This is a genomic window from Alteromonas sp. KUL17 (genome assembly GCF_006538305.1).
Classification (GTDB): Bacteria; Pseudomonadota; Gammaproteobacteria; order Enterobacterales; family Alteromonadaceae; genus Alteromonas; species Alteromonas macleodii.
Genome location: NZ_BJKJ01000014.1, coordinates 38,535 through 58,479 on the forward strand (window position 1 = coordinate 38,535; position 19,945 = coordinate 58,479).

The window sequence follows — 19,945 nt, forward strand, 5'->3', positions numbered from 1 at the left end:
AAAAACGTTTTTACCTTTGGCGTACTTATGGAGCTTGAAATTGAAGTAGCATTTCCGCACCTTCACACTCGCAATAACCCTCGCATACAGGGCAATCGTAGCCTTCGTGAATAGATGCGTAGCGCCATTTATTGGGGTGTTTCTTGATAAGCTGCCCCCCATTTTTAATGAAGTACTTAAATGCGCTGTTGCCAGGGCTTGCCAACCAAATATGTGCTAAACCCGCTTCTGCGCCTTGAATTTGCGCACATTCAATCGATTTACTTAATAGTCTGCTGCCAATTCCACAGCCCTGCATTGCGGGGTCTACCGTATTACATTTGAAATAACATACGGTATTTGGATCTACTGGCCAAAGGGAAGGGCTGCACCACTCATCTGCTTCCCATTGCGTATGCGCAAAGGTGAGCCTGAAACCAACAACTTTTTGTTTGTATAGGGCTACCCAGCTAGCATTAGTATTGCCAACAAAGCTCTTTGCATAGTAATCAGCAAGTAGCTCGTTGGTTAGGTAGTTATCTCCGTGCACGTGATTGCCAAGAGCAATCACCCCTGCAAAAAACTCAGGCGCTAGAGACTCGTAGCTGATATCACTTTGAATTATGTGGCTCAAATGATTTGTGGGCTTCATACTTTTTCTTTACGCGGGGCGTTTTTCATCCCGTCAAGGTGCACATCCAAGGCTTCAACTGATATCAATATTTCTCTTACCGACATCCATAGTGAATACAGAAGTGATACTAAACTTGCAGCAAACACCCAGTTTCCTACCTGTTGATAGGTGAGGTATATCGCTAGCATGGATACTACACAAAGAAAAAAACTACCCACACCTGCTATTTGCATTCGCTTAATAAGTTGAATACGTAATCGAAGGTTTTTTATTTGTGCTTGAGTATTCTCATCTCTCTCTTCTTTTGAAAAGTTTCGGATAATAGTTGCAAGCGTCAAAAAGCGATTGGTATAGGCTAGAAGCAATAAAGAAATCGCCGGAAATAACATGGCCGGAGTAGCAATATCTATTTTCATGGGTGTTTCATACAATCGTCGAGTAAAAAGAGTGTATCACAGGGGCTCAGTTACACACAGTAATCAGCCAAGAGGTTGAACTTACAACATCTTTAGTGCCAAAGACTAATACGAAGGAGAAGGCGGAATATTGAGTCTACATTCGGTCAACTGTCATGCCAGCGGCACTCCAGCCTAACATATCGCCTTCTAAATGCATGACTTCAGAAAAATCGAGTTCTTCCAATACTTTCATTGCCAGTTTGGCTCTTCTGCCTGAACGACAATAAATGATAATAGGCTTGTTTTTGTGGCCTTCTAATTCGCTAAGGTAGTCATTGATATTTTCATGGGGCATATTTACTGCGCCAGGAATGTGACCATCGGCGAATTCTTGCGGAGAGCGAACATCAATAAGGAGCCAGTCGTTGTTTGCAACTCGCTCGATAAGGTATGGTGATGCGGCAACAGAGGCTTGCGCGGTCGCTTTCGCTGTGCACTGAAGCGACACAAACAATGCAACACTGATAACAACTAGAAAACCCGCAACAACAATCCGCATGAATAAAAACTCTTACCTTTTTATAGAAGATTAGAACCTGCTCTTATTCTGTTACACAAAGGCGCTTAAATTGAGCCAAGTCGGTGTGTATCAATTGAAAACAGCCCAGCAGGTCTAGACTTAAGTATAACGCTTATGCGCTTTCTTTAATACCTTTACAGAGTACTTTTAGTTCATTTATTAATCGCAATGAAAACCGACTGGTGACGTCTGGATCCACAACAATTAAGGGGGCTTTGAGGAAAGAGCGATGATCACGCCAGAATACCTCAAGTTCTGAATGCGTACTTTTAGATGCCGCAATGAGTGCATGAGGTTGGCGAGTAAGTACATCTTTTAATGCGACTTGAGGATAGTCTACAGGACTGTCTGCAAATAATGTTTGAGCACCACACACATTCAGCAGTTGGTTACCCCACGCGTTGGGACCGATGGTCATAAGTGGAGCAGTCCACGAATAATAAAATACTGGTATAAGCGAGGATTTGTCGTATTTACTTCGAAGTTCGGCTAGTTCCTTGAGAAAATCATTGGAGAGCTGGGTTGCCTGCTTTTGCGTATTTGTAAGTGCCCCAAGCCTTTTAATTTCGCTGGCTATATCAGTGATATTTTCGACCTTGCTGCTAAATACGTTTAGACCCATCGAGGAAAGCTTATGGATATCTTGCGGCTTATTGCCTCCATCCCATGCAAGAATTAAATCAGGTTCTAACGCCACAATGGTAGCGATATCGGCACCTTGAAAATCCGCCACCCGCTTAATATTTTTCGCGGCGTCAGGATAATCGCTATAGTCGCTTACACCTACAAGGTTAGGGCCTAAGCCCAAACTAAATGCCCATTCGGTAAGGTGGGGCGCAAGGCTGACTATCTTTAGCTCGACGGAATTTGATAAGGCGCTTGATTCCGAGCTTGGTGCAACATCGGCAGAAGCAAATTGATCTGAATGAGCTAGGTGCTTTGTCTCGGCATCTGATTCTGAGTTAGCAAATGTGAGAAGAGGTAAATAGCTTAAAATTACAAAAAAAATGGTTTTCATCATAACTGCTGTTTTCATTAGGCTACGGCCATTGCCAGCATAGCTAACGATGCGAAGGCGCTAACCGCAATCATGGCATGAGTAACCGTATTTTTGGCTGTCAACATGTGAGAGTACTTTACCTCGTTAGCGCCTCCCACGCGGGTGTATCGAATCTTCTTGTTGGCATAAATTGCTGGGCCGCCGAGTTTAATATCAAGCACACCGCCCATAAGCGCAAGCAGTAGCGACGTTTTATCTTTCACTGGGGAGCGCTTTATGGCGCGAAACCCTTTAATAGGATGGCTGACCAGTAGTGTTGCTAGACCACCAATGACCGCGGGCGGCATATTAAGTAAGTAAACAAGATTGCGTACGGGTTTGGCAAAGAAAGTCATTGCAGGGGTTCGGTAATGCCACTGCCAAGATGTGAGCAAAAGCAATCGATAAATGAGTGCGCCTATGGGACCTGCCACTACAAAGTAGAAAATGACGCCGCAATAAAGATAAAGAAACTTCAGCCATAGCGATTCTATCGCGGCTTTGGCAATTCCTATATCGGAAAGTGAATCGCATTGACGTGCAGTAATGGTTTGCGCCATTTCACGTGCGAGTGATTTTTTATTTCTTCCCACACTCGCCAGCACTTTTTTGTACTGTTGACGCTGGTAACCGTAGTCGAGCAGTGCGACAAGAATAATCGCCTCAAAGAATACGGGGTATTGGGCCATGTACACCAAGATAGCAACACATACTACCAATGGCGCAAGAAGAACTAGGGCGGCTAATGAGCCTGAAATATAGTGCTGAGACCTACCGTATTCGCGAGAGGGCACCACTTTGCGCCCCATTTGCTGAACGAGGTAGCGCATGAGCGTTAATGGATGAGTACTTTGGGGCCAGCGCCATAATGCGTCAACGGCGATAGCCAGCCAAAGTACGAATAGCGACTGGTATTGCGGGTCGCTAATTACCTCTGTCATCTTATTTTGCGAGGGCCTTAATCATTGCCATAACTAATTGTGCTGAGTGTTTAGCGGCAGTGTCTAGATACTCTTTAAAGCTCACTGACGACGTTTTTCCTGCAATATCCGACAATGAACGAATGACAAGGAAAGGCGTGTCGAGCATATGGCAAGTTTGACCTATAGCTGCACCTTCCATCTCAACCGCTTTCATGTCTGGGAAGTTTTCACGCAGTTCTGCTACAGCTTCGTCGCTACCGATAAACGCATCGCCCGTACAGATTAAACCTGTTGTCGACTGAAGCGACGTAATGCCTGTGGCAGCACTACGAGCGGCTTCCATTAACCTTGTATCGCAACGGAAATCTTCAGGCATACCTGCGCATTGACCGAGCTTGTAGCCAAAATGGGTTAAATCGGCATCATGGTGAATAACGTGACTGGCGATCACTAAATCACCGATGTTTAGATTCTTGTCGAAACCTCCGGCAGAACCGGTATTGACAACAGCATCAGGGGCGTACTGTTCGATAAGTACAGTAGTAGCAATTGCTGCAGCCACTTTACCAATACCGCATTTTACTAGCACCACTTCTATGTCGTTAAGTGTACCTTCGTAAAACGTCAGGTGCTTCCACTGGGTTTCTTTTACATTCCAAAGTGACGCTTTAAGTAGCGCAACTTCTTCGTCCATTGCACCTAAAATACCAATTTTTTTCATAACTTTACCGACGGAGTTGAGGGAGTTTAACGCGTGAATACGCTGTTGAATGCGTTAATTGTATAAGGAAAACGGGCAAACTGACAGAAAAATGCCTCTGTTACCGCTATTTGAGAGTAAGAAAATAGCAAAGCAACAAAGGCCAGGGGAAGTGGGCTTATGTCTTAAGCGGCAGCTGGTCTGCTTGAACGCACTGGGCGAGTCGGGCGCTTTGGTGGCTCTGGATTATGCGTTGGCAGCTGTGCCATTTTTTGCTGTAAACGACGATATGGAATGAGTTTGTTTTCCAAACACTCGCGAATATCGTCAACGGTATAACCAGACTTCACTTTAATTCTTGCGTGAGGAAGGCCGGCAGCATCAAGTGCTCCGGTTACAAACCAGTCTTTTTGTGATTTATAACCATCTTTGCCTTGGCTATGAACTAAGTCGATAGCAAGAACAGGACTCATGTCGTGTTTATCTACTAATACAAAGTCGAGCTGTCTGCTAGAAGCTCTGCTGATGGCTTGGCTTGCCGTCTTTTTATTTGCAGACTGGCGAACCGCCACTAAATCGTTAAGACGCACACGGCACACTATGCGAAACTCTCTTCCCATAGCCTGTTCGATAAAGTTTAAAAAAGAGTGCTCAACGGGGGTGAACAATTGCGGCTTTCGCCTAAATGGAAATGCGACACCGCCGTCTGACAACTTTATGGCACCCAGTGCAACGACAATAAGTAACATCATTAGAATAATTGCCAATTCCATCGTAACCCTCGCAAATATCAATAGTTAAAGCCCACGGAATGCATAATAAAGAAGCCCGCTAAAGTATTTATATCGAAAAAAGCTTGGGCTCCGTTTGCAGTTTGAGCGTCATAAAAATGACACTCACTGTTACCGTGGAGTAGTTATTGATGATTTTGCAAAGCAGATGCCAACATGAGTAGAATTCGTAGTTGTCTTGCTAAAAGGGCTTATTTCGTTGTGGATGTAACAAGAATATCCACTTGAGAGCCAGTATTATCTGGACTGATTATTACTCTGACCCCTTTATCTTCTGAGGATAACAACGTGCGGCCGCTAACTGGCGTGTGAGTTTTTAAAGCGGGGTGCGCCGTTTGGTAAACATTCAGTAATTCACTCGGGGAGCGAGGAGAGTGGTAAACCATTACTGCTGTCTTGCTTTCGTCAAATGCTTGGCATTGTCTTGCATCATCAGAAATCTTAACTTGCTGAAAATCAGAAGGGCAAGACATGATGCTTGGCTTACTAGGTGAAGAGTTGACGCTTTGTTTCTTGGTTTGATCGTTAACTTGCGCATTTAATGAAGCGTCAACAGCAATGGTATCAGCTAAGCTGGCATTGCTCGCTGCTATCGCCAGTGTTAGACAAAATGTAAGTTTCTTAATGTTTAAATGCTGCATAGATAGATTCTTCACCCGATGTGCGATGTCTTTAATTGCTTAAACGATAGTAGAGTCGTAACGCTCGCGCTTCAACTAAACCTTGGTCTATTAACGTATACTTTTAGCATTTTCCGTATCATCGAAGTGTGCATAAAAAAAGCTCGATAGCAGAACTATCGAGCTTTTCGTGAATGGACAATAGGCCTTAGTTAGCGAAGGTTAAACGCCAATATAGTCCATAATCCCTTCTGCGGCTTTACGGCCTTCGTCGATAGCAGTAACAACCAGGTCACTACCACGCACCATATCACCACCGGCAAATACTTGCGGGTGAGAGGTCTGGAATGCAAATTTGCCAGCCGACGGCGCACGCACACGACCTTTTTCATCAAGCATAATGCCGAAGTCAGCAAACCATGGCGCAGGGCTTGGCTGGAAACCAAAGGCGATAATTACCGCGTCAGCTTCTAGTACGTGCTCTGAACCCTCTACTTCAACAGGGCGGCGGCGTCCATTGGCGTCAGGCGGCCCCATTTCAGTTTTAACCAGCTTAACGCCACACGCTTTACCATTTTCGTCTACTGCGATGTCTAGCGGCTGAAGATTAAATTTAAACTCAACCCCTTCTTCTTTTGCGTTAACAACTTCGCGGCGAGAGCCCGGCATGCTTTCTTCATCACGGCGATATGCACAGGTAACTTGTGCAGCGCCTTGGCGGATTGACGTGCGAACACAGTCCATCGTGGTATCACCTCCACCTAGTACTACTACGCGCTTGCCTTTCATATCAACAAAGTCAGCGGGGTCCTTTTCAAGGCCCATTACGCGGTTGGTGTTGGCGATAAGGAAAGGAAGTGCATCATATACGCCTTCAACGTGTTCGTTGTCGAAGCCACCTTGCATCGACTTGTACGTACCCATGCCCAGAAATACTGCATCGTATTTATCAAGCAAATCCTGGAACTGGATATCTTTACCAATTTCAGTGTTAAGTACGAACTCAACACCCATCTCGGTAAAGATTTGGCGACGTAGCTTGATTACGTCTTTCTCTAATTTAAAAGACGGAATACCAAATGTAAGTAGGCCACCAATTTCTTCGTATTTGTCGTAAACAACAGGTTTAACACCGTTACGAACCAGAATATCAGCACATGCAAGACCAGCAGGGCCTGCACCTACAATCGCCACTTTCTTATCGGTCCATACCACGTCAGACATATCTGGGCGCCAGCCCATTTTGAATGCCGTATCGGTAATGTATTTTTCAATACTACCAATGGTAACAGCGCCAAAATCATCATTCAGCGTACATGCACCTTCGCACAGTCTGTCCTGTGGACATACGCGGCCACATACTTCAGGCAAGCTGTTGGTTTTGTGAGACAATTCCGCAGCTTCTAAAATGCGGCCTTCATTTGCCAAGCTTAACCACTGAGGAATATAGTTGTGCACGGGGCACTTCCATTCACAGTATGGGTTACCGCAGTCCAAGCAGCGATCTGCTTGGCCTTCGGTTTGAGATTGGCTTAGCGGCTGGTAAATTTCCGCGAATTCATGTTTACGTACCATGATCGGCTTTTTAGGCGGATCAATACGTTCAACATCGACAAATTGATATACGTTTTTTGCCATAAACTAAATCCTCCTACTGAGCCTGAATGCGTAATTCAGCACTTGAACGACTGATGTGACCAAGCAAGTTTTTCACATCACTGGTTTTCGGCTTAATAAGCTTGAAGCGTTTCAGCGTTGCGGCGAAATCAGTAAGCAGAGACAATGAGTGCTCGCTTCCTGTTTCTTCGTAATGCTGATTGATTAAGCCACGTAAGTGTTCAGCAAGAATTGCTTTATCTTCAATTGGCATTACATCGACCAGTTCGGCATTCACGCGGTTATCAAGGTCGTCGCCATCATCCATAAGATAAGCAAAACCACCTGTCATACCTGCACCGAAGTTAACACCAACCGGACCAAGTACAGCTACAATACCGCCTGTCATATATTCACAGCCGTTATCGCCAATGCCTTCAACTACCGCAATAGCACCAGAGTTACGTACGCCAAAGCGCTCGCCAGCACGGCCAGCAGCAAACAGCTTACCGCCTGTTGCACCGTAAAGGCAGGTGTTACCCATAATGGCACTGTCGTGGGCGTCATACGAGATATCGCGCGGCGGGTGGATAACAAGCTTACCGCCAGTCATACCTTTGCCTACATAATCATTGGCATCGCCTTCAAGATGCATATGTAGGCCGCCAGCGTTCCACACACCGAAGCTCTGACCCGCTGTACCGGTAAGTTCAACCTTGATAGGTGTATCTTCAAAGTCGTGGTTACCGTGGTGTTTAGCGATTTCACCTGATAGCAATGCGCCGACAGAGCGATCCGTATTGCGGATTGGGTATTTAAGGGTAATAGATTTACCGTCAACAACCGCTTGCTGGCCGTCTTTAAGCATCTGCGCGTTCAATTCACCTTTATCGACAGGCGCGTTAGTCGTTTGTGAGCAGAACAAGCGCGTATGGTCGCCTGCTTTAGGCTGCGCTAGCAACGGAGACAAATCTAAACGGTTTTGCTTAGCGGTAATGCCGTCTAGCACTTTAAGTAGCTCTGTGCGACCAACAAGGTCGTCGAACTTAGCAATACCCATAGACGCCATGATTTCACGCACTTCTTGAGCAATAAACTTGAAGTAGTTCATTACCATATCAGGTAAGCCAATGAAGTGGTCGTCACGCAGTTTTTGATCCTGCGTTGCAACACCGGTCGCACAGTTGTTCAAGTGGCAAATACGCAAGTATTTACAGCCTAAGGCAACCATTGGTCCTGTACCAAAACCAAAGCTCTCAGCGCCTAAAATACCGGCTTTTACTACGTCTAAGCCTGTTTTCAAACCACCGTCGGTTTGAACGCGTACTTTGTGACGTAAGCCGTTTTCAATAAGCGCTTGCTGAGTTTCAGATAAACCAAGCTCGAACGGACTACCCGCATACTTAACTGATGTTAGCGGGCTTGCACCTGTACCGCCGTCGTAACCTGAAACTGTGATAAGGTCGGCATAGGCTTTCGCTACACCCGTTGCAATGGTGCCAACACCCGGCTCAGATACTAGCTTAACGGATATAAGTGCCGTTGGATTAACCTGTTTCAAGTCGAAAATTAGCTGTGCTAAATCTTCAATTGAGTAAATATCATGGTGCGGAGGCGGTGAAATAAGGGTTACACCCGGCACAGAGAAACGTAGCTGTGCTATGTACTTATTTACCTTATCGCCTGGAAGCTGACCACCTTCACCCGGTTTTGCACCCTGCGCCACTTTAATTTGAATAACGTTAGCGTTAACCAAATAGTGAGGCGTTACGCCAAAGCGACCTGAAGCCACCTGTTTAATTTTGGAGTTCTTTTCAGTTCCAAAGCGAGAAGGGTGTTCGCCACCTTCCCCTGAGTTAGACTGTCCGCCCAAGCGGTTCATGGCTATCGCCAGTGCTTCGTGCGCTTCAGGGCTTAGTGCACCAATTGACATCGCTGCTGTATCGAAGCGTGGAAATAAGTTTTCCGGTGCTTCAACTTCGCTAATATCAATAGGGTCGCAATTAGGGTTTATAGCTAGCAAGTCGCGAATGTGCGCAGGCGCACGCTCGTTAACAAGCTTGGCATATTGCTGGTAGTCGTCGTAGTTACCCGACACCACAGCCTTTTGAAGCGTACTGACTACGTCTGGGTTATAGGCGTGATATTCGCCACCGTGCACGTATTTAAGCAAGCCGCCGTGATCGACAGACTTACGCTTAAGCCATGCAATACGGTTTAGGTTGATAAGGTCTTGATGGAAATCATCGAAACCCGCACCTTGAATGCGTGAGGTTACACCTTTGAAGCATAGCTTCATCACTTCGTTGTTAATACCCACTGCTTCAAACAGTTTAGAGCTACGGTAACTAGCAACGGTACTAATACCCATTTTCGACATGATCTTATACAAGCCCTTGTTGATACCCTTACGGTAGTTCAACGTGGCCTGCATAGGAGAAATATCTAGCTCACCTTTTTCACAAAGCTGCTCAATAGTTTCATATGCAAGGAATGGGTAAACCGCAGTGGCACCTAGGCCAATCAACACCGCAAAATGGTGTGGATCGCGGGCACTTGCTGTTTCAACAACAACGTTAGCATCGCAGCGCAATGACTTTTCAACTAGGCGACGCTGTACCGCACCAACTGCCATAGCTGCAGGGATAACCAAACGATTTTGCTTAATGTTTCTGTCAGACAGAATAACGAACGCAGCACGCTTGTTTTTAACCAGCATCTCTACTTCGTTACACACGCGCTCGATGGCTTTCTTTAAACCTTCTTGCGGTGCATATTGAAGCTCCACGACTTCTGAATAGTAGTTGTCTGGGTTAAATTCGCGCAACTGTTTAAGGTCGGTATACATTAGTACTGGCGAGTCGAACAATACGCGGTCGGCGTAACCTGAGGTTTCGCTAAATACGTTTTGCTCGCGGCCAATACAGGTTGCCAACGACATAACGTGGTTTTCACGTAGCGGATCGATTGGCGGGTTAGTTACCTGTGCAAATTGCTGACGGAAATAGTCGTAAACCGTACGCTGACGCGAGGACATAACCGCCATTGGCGTGTCATCACCCATAGAGCCAACGGCTTCTTGACCGTCTTTCGCAAGTACTTTTACAACTTGTTGAATTTCTTCATAGCTGTAGGCGTGTAGCTTGTGATACACCGCCATGGCATCGTCGTCAAACACACGTTTACCAATTAATGACGCATCAAGCTTTTCAATTGGTGTAAGTCGACGAATATGCTTGTCTAGCCACTCTTTATAAGGGTGACGTGCTTTTAAGTCTTCATCAATTTCAGTAGAGCGCCAGATTTTGCCTGTATAGGTGTCTACAGCAAGCATTTCACCTGGGCCTACACGGCCTTTTTCAATTACATCGGCTTGCTCGTAATCCCAGATACCTACTTCTGAGGCTAGGGTAATGAAACCGTTCTTAGTGATAACGTAACGTGCAGGACGTAGACCATTTCTATCAAGGTTACAGGCTACGTGGCGACCATTAGTTAAAACGATACCCGCTGGGCCGTCCCATGGTTCCATGTGCATAGAGTTGAACTCGTAAAATGCACGAAGGTCATCGTCCATGGTTTTGTTGTTTTGATAGGCGGGTGGAACAAGTAACCGCATGGCACGGAATAAATCCATACCGCCGGCTAAGAATAGCTCCAGCATGTTATCCAGTGATGATGAGTCTGAACCTTCAGTATTAACAAAAGGTGCTGCATCTTTAAGGTCTGGAATAAGTGGCGTTGCAAATTTAGCTGCACGTGCCATGGCCCAGTCGCGGTTTCCTTTGATGGTGTTAATTTCACCATTGTGCGCAAGGAAACGGAAAGGCTGAGCAAGAGGCCAGCGCGGTAATGTGTTTGTTGAAAAGCGTTGGTGGAAAACGCAAATTGCGCTTTGCATACGCTCATCGGCAAGATCGTGATAAAAGGCAGGTAAGTCTTTCGGCATTACCAAGCCTTTGTAGATCGTTACCAAGCCCGACAAACAAGCTACGTAAAAATCGGGATCTTTCTCAAGACGTTTTTCAGCGCGGCGGCGGATCATATACAAACGACGCTCAAGGTCGCGTTTTCTCCAGCCTGCTGGTGCGTTCACAAATACCTGTTCAATTTGTGGAACACCCGTTAGCGCTAATTCACCCAGTACTGAGTGGTCGACAGGCACTTCGCGCCAACCCACTACTGAAAGTGTTTCTTTTTCTAGTTCTTCATTAAGTACTTCACGCGCGGCTTGCGCAAGTACCGGGTCCTGACTTAAGAAAATCATGCCCACGCCGTATTTTTTGCTGAGTTTCCAGCCATTTTCTTCGGCGATTGCATGGAAGAACGCATCCGGTTTCTGTAGTAATAAACCACAGCCGTCACCGGTTTTCCCGTCGGCGGCGATACCGCCACGATGCTGCATACGGTCTAAACCGTGAATAGCAGTCGTTACCAATTCGTGACTGGCTTCCCCATGAGTGTGAGCAATTAAGCCAAACCCACAGTTGTCCCGGGAATCATTGGGATTATATAAACTCATCTCTTAACTCCTTCAACCTTTTGACTGGGCAAGGTATGCGTTGCGTGTAGATGCGCCTAGGTTTGCGTATCACAACATTATTAGACGTCTTTTAAGCCTGCGAGCGGTATTGCTTGCGGCGTGCGCCTTTCTTGTCGTTATTTATTATTAGAGGATTCCAGTCGTTTCCGCATTTTTATGCATTATTGCGATGCGGGCCGTACAAAATACCCACATTAAAAACTAAAATCAAACGCTAAAAGTATAAGCTTTATAGTGAATTCGTATAAATATAATTAAGTACTTAAATATCAATTGCATACATCGTCTTATTTATGTTTGTAACAAAAATGTTATCAGCCAATAAATGGAGATAGTTTAGCTTCATCAAATGATATTGGTTCTCATTTATATTTTATCGGTGAATAATTATGCGATTCAATCGTTGTTTTATGTTGTCAAATGGCGTTTATTTGTATTTTTATTTAATTGTAAAGACAAGGTTCCACTTACATAAGTACTTTGCTATATTGGTTAAAAATCATTCGCGTGTAATGTTATTGCTCATCACTGCAAGACTTGATACGGCATTCGTTTTATTTTTAAGGGTGTATAGGTGACGGCTACGGAATAAAAATTCACTGAAAGCACATGCTATCTGGCCAATAAGGGCTATTCTATGAAAGCACTACACGCAACATCTATTTATTCCTTTGAAATAGAAGACCATTTATTGAACGGCGAAAACGTGAGTTTTAAGCCCTCTCCAAATACCTCTGGATATTTCCAAAGCGGTAGCCCCGATACCATCGTTATACACTTTACGGCTGGCAGTAGCCTGGAGTCCTCTGTAAACGTATTAACCAATGCAGACAGCGGTGTGTCTGCTCACTTTGCCGTAGGGCGAAATGGCGACATTGTTCAAATGCTATCGACTAATAAAATTGCGTGGCACGCGGGAGAAAGTCACTATGAAGGTCGCAATGGCTTAAATCGGTATTCTATTGGTATTGAACTAGACAATGCGGGCCAGCTTAAGGATAGAGGAAACGGCGCGTATGAAAGTTGGTTTGGTGAAATTTACGATGAGCATGAAGTGTTAGTTGCGCAACATATTAATCAGCAGTCAACCGGTTACTGGCACAAGTATACCGAAATACAAATTTCGAGAACGCTTTCACTCTGCAAAGCGTTGTGCAGCCATTACAATATTTCTACTATTGTTGGGCACGATGAAATTGCGCCGTCTAGAAAAGTCGATCCCGGCCCCGCTTTTCCTATCCAAAAATTCAAGGCTGCCGCCTTAAAAGGTAATAGTGAACAGTGGGCGACGGAAGCGAGCGAAACGAATTCACAACGCGAAGCGCATGATCAAATACAACGGGATAGTGTCAGCGCAGTAAAGCGAGTGGCTAACGTAAGTGCTAATTCATTGAATGTAAGAAAAGGACCCGATATTACTTTCTCAAAGATCGAAAATGGATTGAACAAGGGAGAGGTACTTAAAATACTGGAAAAGCAAGGAGAGTGGGCGAAAGTGTCTTACACAAAAGTAGGGTGGGTAAATACTCGGTATATAAATGAAATTACCGAAAAGTCACCTTTCAAATCCTGAGGTCGTCCAGGACGGTAGATTCCCGCTTTGACAAACCGCATTCCCGAAAAGGGGAAAGCCTGATAGGATACAGGCAAAATAAGTTTAGAATAGACGTACATGCATTCAGATACACCAAACGATTCTTGGGCAATCCGCTTTGCTCAATTTGTTCAGCGTTTTGGCACTCTAAAGCTCAGCATTTTGTTTGTTGTTCTTTCGCTGGTGTTCACGCTAGGCGGTTCCTACGTGATACGCGTAAGTATGGGAAGCCAGGTTCAGCCCGATGACTTCATCAGTGCTGTAGTACTGACCATGTTATCTGCGCCTTGGGTACTTTATTTCTTTAGTGAGTTAATCAAGCAATTAGAAAACTCACGTACCAACTTAAAGGAAGTGGTAAGCCAGTTGGAAAGTTTGCGTGAAGAAGATGTCTTTCTTAACCGCGAACTTCAAAGCAACATCAGACAGCTTAATCACGAGATAGAGCAGCGCAAGCAAGCACAAGAAGAGCGTGAAGCGCTTTTTAAAGATTTAGAAAAAGAAATTCAAGATAAATCCGAACAAGAAGCACAAGCACGCCGCTTATCCACACTGTTACGTTCCATCATCGATGCTTCGCCAGACTTAATTTACTATCGCAATGAAGAAGGTCGATTTGCTGGTTGCAATCGCATTGCCGAGTTGATGACAGGCAAAACTGAGCAAGAACTGCTTGGCTTAACGCCAAAAGATGTATACGAAGAAGAGCTAGCTAGGCAAATTGTAGCGAGTGATCACGAAGTTCTAGAAACCAACGCCAGTATCACTGAAGAGCTGTGGCTTCGCTTTGCTGATGGACGTCGTCGTTACTTCGAAATGAAGCGTGTACCTTTCTTCGATAAAGACGGTAATCGCCTTGGCTTGTTGTCGTTCGGTCGAGACATGACTGAGCGTAAGCAAGCTGAAAATGCTGCTGCAAAAGCAAGTACCGACAAAACTCGCTTTATCGCAACCATAAGTCATGAGCTACGCACACCGCTAAACGGTATTGTGGGCTTAAGCCGTATGCTGCGTGATACCGAGTTGAGTGAAGAACAATTTAACTGGGTAAGTACGATATACGCCAGCGCTATAACATTAGGTAATATTTTTAACGATATTATCGACCTTGATAAGTTAGACAGAGATAAGCTTGAGCTGAGTCTAAAAACCATATCGTTGAAAGACTTTACCGAAGAACTTAGCAGCATTATTCGTCTACTTGCAGCCGACAAACAGCTAGAGCTTAAAACGACAATTAACGAGCCGCTTCCCCGTCTTGTTGAAATAGATGGTACGCGCCTTCGTCAGATATTATGGAACATCCTGTTTAACGCAGTGAAGTTCACACAAAAAGGTCACGTAAGTCTAACGGTTTCATCGACGAAACCTGATGGTGATAAGGCGTATGTAACATTTGTGATTGAAGACACGGGCGTAGGTATTCCTGAAAGCGAAATTGATAAGATTTTTGCCATGTACTATCAGGTTGATCACCCTGACCACCAATCGGCCACAGGTACCGGTATTGGATTGGCAATTTGTAAGCAAATGGTCGACTTGATGAAAGGTGAAATTCACGTTTCAAGTAAAGTGGGTAAAGGCACCCGTTTTGAAATTGTGTTGCCTGTTCAAATTTCTAATAGCCCGATGAAAGTCGCGCAGCTTCAAGTGACAGGGCTCAATATCTTGTTAGTAGAAGATATTGAATTGAACGTAATGGTCGCTAAAGCCTTGCTCGAGAAGCTTGGCCAGAAAGTCGATGTAGCAATGACCGGTCAAGAAGCCATAGACAAAGTCAGGGAAAACCAATACGACCTTATCTTGCTTGATATTCAATTGCCTGACATGACAGGATTCGATGTGGCAAGTACGATTATTGAAGAAGATCTGGTTATGCAAACGCCTATCGTGGCGCTAACGGCAAACGTCATTAAAAAGCGTGATGAATACTTAGAAAACGGTATGGATGACGTTATTGCGAAGCCGATCAAAAAATCTCGCGTTATCGAGGTGTTTAACGAGCTGTTCCATGCACCACCTGCACCGCTTGAAATTGATGGCGAAGTAGAGCGCCCTGAACCTAACAAAACATTAAGTAACATTTTAGATATGGACTTGTTACAGATGTTAGTTGATACCATAGGGGATGAAATGGTGCGCGCTAGCGTTAAAGTATTCCAAGAGAAAATGCCTGAATACATGGAAATACTGCAGCTAAGCTTAAGTGCGGACGAAAAGTCAGAAGTGTGCTCACAGGCTCACAAAATTAAAGGCGCCGCTGGCTCTGTTGGCTTGGCTCGCGTACAGCGTATAGCTAATCAAATTCAACAGGGAGACCACCCAACATGGTGGGAAAATGTCCATGATTGGGTAGAAGAGCTACAAATGGCCGTTCAGCACGACATGAAGGCACTACACGATTGGCTGAATGAACAGCAGGTTGATGACTAGTTAGCATAACGCGCTCTTTAATAGGTAACGTAAAAAGAGGGCTTGCCCTCTTTTTTGTTATAAAAACTGCGCTAGAGAAAGCGGTCAGAGCAGCGTTGCTAAGTAGCTAAGCCTCTCCTTAAAAAAAGCGGCAGGCTGATCTTATTTATACAGTGGTAAAAGGAATTAATGCGATGACAATTAGCGCACAACAAGAAACCGTGTTTTCAAATAATCAGCTCAGTGTTGAGGAAATTCCCTCACTTAAAACGCTCGCATTACTTCCTATATCCAAAAAGTACCGGACACTAAATATCCTCTCCATTGGATTGATAGCCTCAGTGCTAATAGGTATTGCTTCTGCGTTACGATTCCAAAGCTTTTGGTCATTGCCAGAAGGACTGCTGCAAGCCTACCCGTATGTTGTTGCTGGTATCGTCGCTGTAGGCTCTCTATGGGCGCTGTACCACTTTTTTGCTGATGTACGCATATTTTATGCGATTCGAGAGCAAGACATCAGTAAGCAGTCAGGGCTAATTTTTAGAAAACTCTCGTGCCAACCTATTTTGCGTGTTCAGCATGTAGAGGTTAATCGCGGTCCATTGGACAGGTGGGCGGGTCTTGCCTCACTTCAGGTGTTTTCGGCTGGTGGTGAAATGCACACGTTTGAAATACCTGGGTTAAGCATTGAAAGGGCAGAGCAGTTGCGTGAGTTCATTCTTGCTCATAAAGACATAGGTGCACGCTAATGACGGTATCAGAAACGCCCTCACACCAAGCGCCTACACTTAATCAGTCAAAAGAGCTGAAAGAAGATGCTGTGCTCAAATCCCATGGGCAGGATGCTAATATGGAAGAACCGAAACTTAAAGTAGAGACGGGTGATGAGTGGCAGCGCCTCTCTCTAATTTCTATTTTGTATTTTACTATTCGCAATTTTACCAACTCGGCTCAAGTGCTTATTTATACCATTCCCGCCTTAGCCATATCGTTCAATATTTGGGATAACCTGCTGTCGCCTGAAGTACTAATCGGTGCTGGAATCCTCTTTCTATCTACCAGTGTCAGCGGCGTAATAAGCTTTTTAATGTACAAGTTTCGCGTGCACAACCAGCACGTTGAGATTCATCATGGCGTGTTTCAACGCCGCTATACCAACTTGCCCTTGTGGCGTATTCAAAACGTTAAGATAGAACGCCCTTTTTATTACCGACCTTTTGGGTACGCGCTAGTGGTGCTTGATACCGCAGGAAGTGGGAAAGAAGAAGCTAAAATTGTAGCGGTTCCTGAAGTTTATGCTGAAGCGCTAAAAAAGCAGGTGTTGTATGAAAAAGCGCTGCACGATGAGGGTGACCTGGATTGTTTGCCAAATGAAGATTTATCCGACGAGCAGAGTTCGTCTTTTCCCTCGCCACGAACACGCGCTAAAGCGGTAGATTCTTCCCATTCAAATGAAGAAGTATTAAATCGACGGTCCGTGAAAGACATTATTATTCACGGTATCACCAACAATCGCGTGTGGATCATACTGGGTGCTGCGGCACCTTTCTATGACGATGTGTTCGGTCTGGTTTCAGAGTGGTTAGCCGATAAAGGCTTGCAGCTTAATCAGCTGGTTGGTGAACAAACGGTTGCGTGGTGGCAATTTGGATTGTATGCCTTTGTCATTCTCATGATGCTTATGGCGTTAGTGGCACTGCTGAGTGTTGGTGGCGCGCTTTTCACTTTTTACGGCTACACACTTTCACGAACAGGTGATCGCTATATCCGTCGCAGCGGCTTGCTTAATAAACTGGAAGTCAGCATGCGAGCTTCACGCATCCAAATGATTACGGCGAAGCAAGACTGGCTGGATAAAATACTAAAGCGGGTGAATTTGTATTTTGAGCAGAACTCAACGGCTGGGCAGCAAATGCAAGAACTGATGTCGCCAAATAAGCTTATTGTGCCATCGGTAACCGAAGATGAAGCCTTCGCGCTTAGTCAAGAAGTGATGCCAGGATGTGACCTGCGAGGTCAAGATTATCAAACCATTAGTAAGCGATTTATTACTTTTTGGTTGCTTGCGGGCTGGACGTTGCCTTTTATTACCTTTTTCACCATAGGCGCTTTGTCGTCCCATCTAGATATTATGCTAGGTTCACTCGTTGTCTTTTGTGCGGTATCGCTGTTACTCACGCTTAGGTGGTGGCGATGGGGTATAGCCTACGACAGTAAGTACGTTTATATAAGGCGAGGTAGAATAGGCATCGACTATCAATGCTTTGAGCCCTATAAAGCGCAGCAAGTTATCGTTAAGCAAAGCGTGTTTATGAAGCGAAGAAAACAGGCCACCGTTAAGTTTGTACTGGCTTCGGGGGCGGTGACTGTGCCGTTTCTACCAGAAGATTACGTTAATAAACTAGCAGATAGTGTGCTATTCGAGGTGGAGTCAACCAGAAGGTCTTGGATGTAACGTACACTATTTCTTTGAACGCTGCTTTTTTATACGTTTTTTATGCAAATAGACCGAGTTTATGTAATGGTAGGTATTTAGTTGCTTAACCTTGCGTCTATATGGATATTCTTGATTACAGTGTCATCGCGATTTACCTCATCACGTTACTCGTCATCGGCTTTAGCTTGCGTGGACAGCAGTCAAAGAAAGACTATTTTCTCGCTGGAAGAAGCTTAAGTTGGAAACCGCTGTTACTTTCAGTGATGGCGACGCAACTCTCGGCGGTCAGTTTCATTTCCGCTCCTGCATTTGTCGGCTTCCGTGAGGGTGGAGGGCTGATTTGGCTCTCTTATGAACTAGCAGTTCCGTTAGCCATGCTTTTACTCATTAGCACCGTGTTGCCTACATTATACCGAAGCGGTGTGGTGAGTATTTATGACTATCTTGAGCGACGTTTCTCTACCTCTACCCGTATTTGTATCAGTGTTGTATTTCAATTTAGCAGAGCCTTCGCTACCGGCTTAATGGTTTACGCGCTATCCATTATATTGCAAGGAACCATGCAGGTTTCATCCACGCAGGCAATATTACTCATTGGTGTGATTACCGTTTTGTACTCCTTACAAGGAGGCATGAAAGCAGTTGTATATGGTGACGCGGTACAAATGGTTGTCATCGTTTTGGGCACAGCTATCTGCATTGCTTTTGGTCTTAACGCATTAGGCGGTTGGGAGCATTTTTTACAGTTACTTCCAAGCGAGCGGGTCTCTACCCTTAATTTTTCATCTCTGGGTTTTGATGGTGATGGCTTCGGCTTTTTTCCTATGGTGCTAGGTGGCGTGATCCTTTACGCCTCATACTACGGTTGTGATCAATCAGAAGCACAGAGGGCATTGTCAGCGAAATCGGAAAGCGATCTTAAAAAGATGATGTTAGCCAATGGCATTTTTAGGTTCCCCATAACACTTCTATATTGTTTAGCAGGCTTGGTGGTCGGCACACTAGCGTTTAACGACGCCAACTTGCTATCGCAAATTCCTAAAGATAATCCGGACTGGCTTATGCCGGTCTTTATTCTTAATTATTTACCTCATGGGCTTATCGGCTTGCTTGTGGTCGCTATTCTTGCTGCAGCCATGTCATCACTGAGCTCAGCAATAAACTCTCTTGCCGCTGTTTCGCTTGAAGATTATTTCAAACTCACTCGGAAACGCGCAAAACCTGAAGGCTACTTGAGTCATGCTAAGTTAGCGGGCTTGCTTTGGGGAGGGATTATTTTGCTGCTTTCGCTCAATGCTGGCGATATAGCGCCTACCGTAATAGAAGCGGTGAACAAAGTGGGCTCTGTTTTTTTTGGTCCTGTCTTGGCTGTGTTTCTACTTGGCATGCTAACGAAGAAGATAAATGCCACACAGGTCAATACCGGCCTGATGTGTGGCGTGCTGACTAATTTGTCGTTCGCATTTTTTGTCGAGGACGTGTTTTGGTTTTGGTGGAATGTAACGGGGTTCGCGAGCACAGTGATACCCGCTATTATCTTGTCTGTTTTGTCAGCTAATGATGAAAACGATACAGCGACGATCACCACCTCTGGTCAACGACGCTTACTGATTGATAAGCCGATTGCCACCCTATTGCTTGGCTATTTTTGCTTATTGGTCGTTGTTTGCTACTTAATGCCGCGTTGGCTGCAGTAGAC

Annotated in this window: 15 protein-coding genes; 5 read left to right on the top strand and 10 right to left on the bottom strand. The window is 45.0% G+C overall.

The window, feature by feature from the left end:
• Nucleotides 1–25 precede the first annotated feature (25 nt).
• The 10 genes from KUL49_RS13120 to gltB form a co-directional block, all read right to left on the bottom strand.
• Nucleotides 26–631 carry a GNAT family N-acetyltransferase gene (locus tag KUL49_RS13120; protein WP_131137571.1) on the bottom strand — a complete coding sequence of 202 codons (606 nt, stop codon included), beginning with the start codon at nucleotides 629–631 and terminating at the stop codon, nucleotides 26–28.
• The gene (locus KUL49_RS13125; protein WP_014950552.1) at nucleotides 628–1,029 is read right to left on the bottom strand and encodes a DUF2721 domain-containing protein; all 402 of its coding nucleotides are present in this window, start codon (nucleotides 1,027–1,029) and stop codon (nucleotides 628–630) included. The genes KUL49_RS13120 and KUL49_RS13125 overlap by 4 nt, the downstream gene beginning before the upstream one ends.
• A gap of 136 nt (nucleotides 1,030–1,165) precedes the next feature.
• Complete coding sequence (locus tag KUL49_RS13130; protein ID WP_014950551.1) at nucleotides 1,166–1,570, bottom strand: rhodanese-like domain-containing protein; 405 nt, start codon at nucleotides 1,568–1,570, stop codon at nucleotides 1,166–1,168.
• A gap of 133 nt (nucleotides 1,571–1,703) precedes the next feature.
• Nucleotides 1,704–2,627 carry a cobalamin-binding protein gene (locus KUL49_RS13135; RefSeq protein ID WP_181412773.1) on the bottom strand — a complete coding sequence of 308 codons (924 nt, stop codon included), beginning with the start codon at nucleotides 2,625–2,627 and terminating at the stop codon, nucleotides 1,704–1,706.
• Nucleotides 2,627–3,571: a cobalamin biosynthesis protein gene (locus KUL49_RS13140; RefSeq protein ID WP_061095782.1), complete on the bottom strand. Its 945-nt coding sequence runs from the start codon at nucleotides 3,569–3,571 to the stop codon at nucleotides 2,627–2,629. The genes KUL49_RS13135 and KUL49_RS13140 overlap by 1 nt, the downstream gene beginning before the upstream one ends.
• Before the next feature lies 1 nt (nucleotide 3,572).
• A complete protein-coding gene (locus tag KUL49_RS13145) occupies nucleotides 3,573–4,274 on the bottom strand; it encodes a 5'-methylthioadenosine/adenosylhomocysteine nucleosidase (protein WP_014950548.1) in 702 nt (233 codons plus the stop codon).
• 164 nt (nucleotides 4,275–4,438) lie between these two features.
• Complete coding sequence (locus KUL49_RS13150; protein ID WP_131137572.1) at nucleotides 4,439–5,026, bottom strand: DUF2726 domain-containing protein; 588 nt, start codon at nucleotides 5,024–5,026, stop codon at nucleotides 4,439–4,441.
• Between the two features lie 209 nt (nucleotides 5,027–5,235).
• On the bottom strand, nucleotides 5,236–5,685 hold the full coding sequence (locus KUL49_RS13155; RefSeq protein WP_131137573.1) for a hypothetical protein: 450 nt from the start codon (nucleotides 5,683–5,685) through the stop codon (nucleotides 5,236–5,238).
• Nucleotides 5,686–5,886: 201 nt separating this feature from the next.
• On the bottom strand, nucleotides 5,887–7,302 hold the full coding sequence (locus tag KUL49_RS13160; protein WP_131137574.1) for an FAD-dependent oxidoreductase: 1,416 nt from the start codon (nucleotides 7,300–7,302) through the stop codon (nucleotides 5,887–5,889).
• Nucleotides 7,303–7,315: 13 nt separating this feature from the next.
• On the bottom strand, nucleotides 7,316–11,782 hold the full coding sequence (gltB, locus tag KUL49_RS13165; protein ID WP_131137575.1) for a glutamate synthase large subunit: 4,467 nt from the start codon (nucleotides 11,780–11,782) through the stop codon (nucleotides 7,316–7,318).
• Between the two features lie 658 nt (nucleotides 11,783–12,440).
• Between gltB and KUL49_RS13170 the strand changes: the two genes are divergently transcribed.
• The 5 genes from KUL49_RS13170 to KUL49_RS13190 all read left to right on the top strand — a co-directional run bounded on the left by KUL49_RS13170 (nucleotide 12,441) and on the right by KUL49_RS13190 (nucleotide 19,943).
• On the top strand, nucleotides 12,441–13,376 hold the full coding sequence (locus tag KUL49_RS13170; protein WP_131137576.1) for an N-acetylmuramoyl-L-alanine amidase: 936 nt from the start codon (nucleotides 12,441–12,443) through the stop codon (nucleotides 13,374–13,376).
• Between the two features lie 99 nt (nucleotides 13,377–13,475).
• Nucleotides 13,476–15,830, top strand: coding sequence for an aerobic respiration two-component sensor histidine kinase ArcB (gene arcB, locus KUL49_RS13175; RefSeq protein ID WP_131137577.1), 2,355 nt, complete (start codon nucleotides 13,476–13,478; stop codon nucleotides 15,828–15,830).
• A 173-nt stretch (nucleotides 15,831–16,003) separates the two neighbouring features.
• The gene (locus tag KUL49_RS13180; RefSeq protein WP_131137578.1) at nucleotides 16,004–16,558 is read left to right on the top strand and encodes a PH domain-containing protein; all 555 of its coding nucleotides are present in this window, start codon (nucleotides 16,004–16,006) and stop codon (nucleotides 16,556–16,558) included.
• The gene (locus tag KUL49_RS13185) at nucleotides 16,558–18,264 is read left to right on the top strand and encodes a PH domain-containing protein (RefSeq protein WP_131137579.1); all 1,707 of its coding nucleotides are present in this window, start codon (nucleotides 16,558–16,560) and stop codon (nucleotides 18,262–18,264) included. The genes KUL49_RS13180 and KUL49_RS13185 overlap by 1 nt, the downstream gene beginning before the upstream one ends.
• 101 nt (nucleotides 18,265–18,365) lie before the next feature.
• Nucleotides 18,366–19,943, top strand: coding sequence for a sodium/solute symporter (locus tag KUL49_RS13190; RefSeq protein ID WP_131137580.1), 1,578 nt, complete (start codon nucleotides 18,366–18,368; stop codon nucleotides 19,941–19,943).
• The last annotated feature ends 2 nt before the right edge of the window (nucleotides 19,944–19,945 follow it).

Bases quoted from the DNA above. Each gene is read 5' to 3' on its own strand.
- arcB (WP_131137577.1), top strand. From the start codon at position 13,476: ATGCATTCAGATACACCAAACGATTCTTGGGCAATCCGCTTTGCTCAA.
- KUL49_RS13140 (WP_061095782.1), bottom strand. From the start codon at position 3,571: ATGACAGAGGTAATTAGCGACCCGCAATACCAGTCGCTATTCGTACTT.
- KUL49_RS13125 (WP_014950552.1), bottom strand. From the start codon at position 1,029: ATGAAAATAGATATTGCTACTCCGGCCATGTTATTTCCGGCGATTTCT.
- KUL49_RS13155 (WP_131137573.1), bottom strand. From the start codon at position 5,685: ATGCAGCATTTAAACATTAAGAAACTTACATTTTGTCTAACACTGGCG.
- KUL49_RS13120 (WP_131137571.1), bottom strand. From the start codon at position 631: ATGAAGCCCACAAATCATTTGAGCCACATAATTCAAAGTGATATCAGC.
- KUL49_RS13170 (WP_131137576.1), top strand. From the start codon at position 12,441: ATGAAAGCACTACACGCAACATCTATTTATTCCTTTGAAATAGAAGAC.
- KUL49_RS13180 (WP_131137578.1), top strand. From the start codon at position 16,004: ATGACAATTAGCGCACAACAAGAAACCGTGTTTTCAAATAATCAGCTC.
- KUL49_RS13160 (WP_131137574.1), bottom strand. From the start codon at position 7,302: ATGGCAAAAAACGTATATCAATTTGTCGATGTTGAACGTATTGATCCG.
- gltB (WP_131137575.1), bottom strand. From the start codon at position 11,782: ATGAGTTTATATAATCCCAATGATTCCCGGGACAACTGTGGGTTTGGC.
- KUL49_RS13185 (WP_131137579.1), top strand. From the start codon at position 16,558: ATGACGGTATCAGAAACGCCCTCACACCAAGCGCCTACACTTAATCAG.
- KUL49_RS13150 (WP_131137572.1), bottom strand. From the start codon at position 5,026: ATGGAATTGGCAATTATTCTAATGATGTTACTTATTGTCGTTGCACTG.
- KUL49_RS13130 (WP_014950551.1), bottom strand. From the start codon at position 1,570: ATGCGGATTGTTGTTGCGGGTTTTCTAGTTGTTATCAGTGTTGCATTG.
- KUL49_RS13190 (WP_131137580.1), top strand. From the start codon at position 18,366: ATGGATATTCTTGATTACAGTGTCATCGCGATTTACCTCATCACGTTA.
- KUL49_RS13145 (WP_014950548.1), bottom strand. From the start codon at position 4,274: ATGAAAAAAATTGGTATTTTAGGTGCAATGGACGAAGAAGTTGCGCTA.
- KUL49_RS13135 (WP_181412773.1), bottom strand. From the start codon at position 2,627: ATGAAAACAGCAGTTATGATGAAAACCATTTTTTTTGTAATTTTAAGC.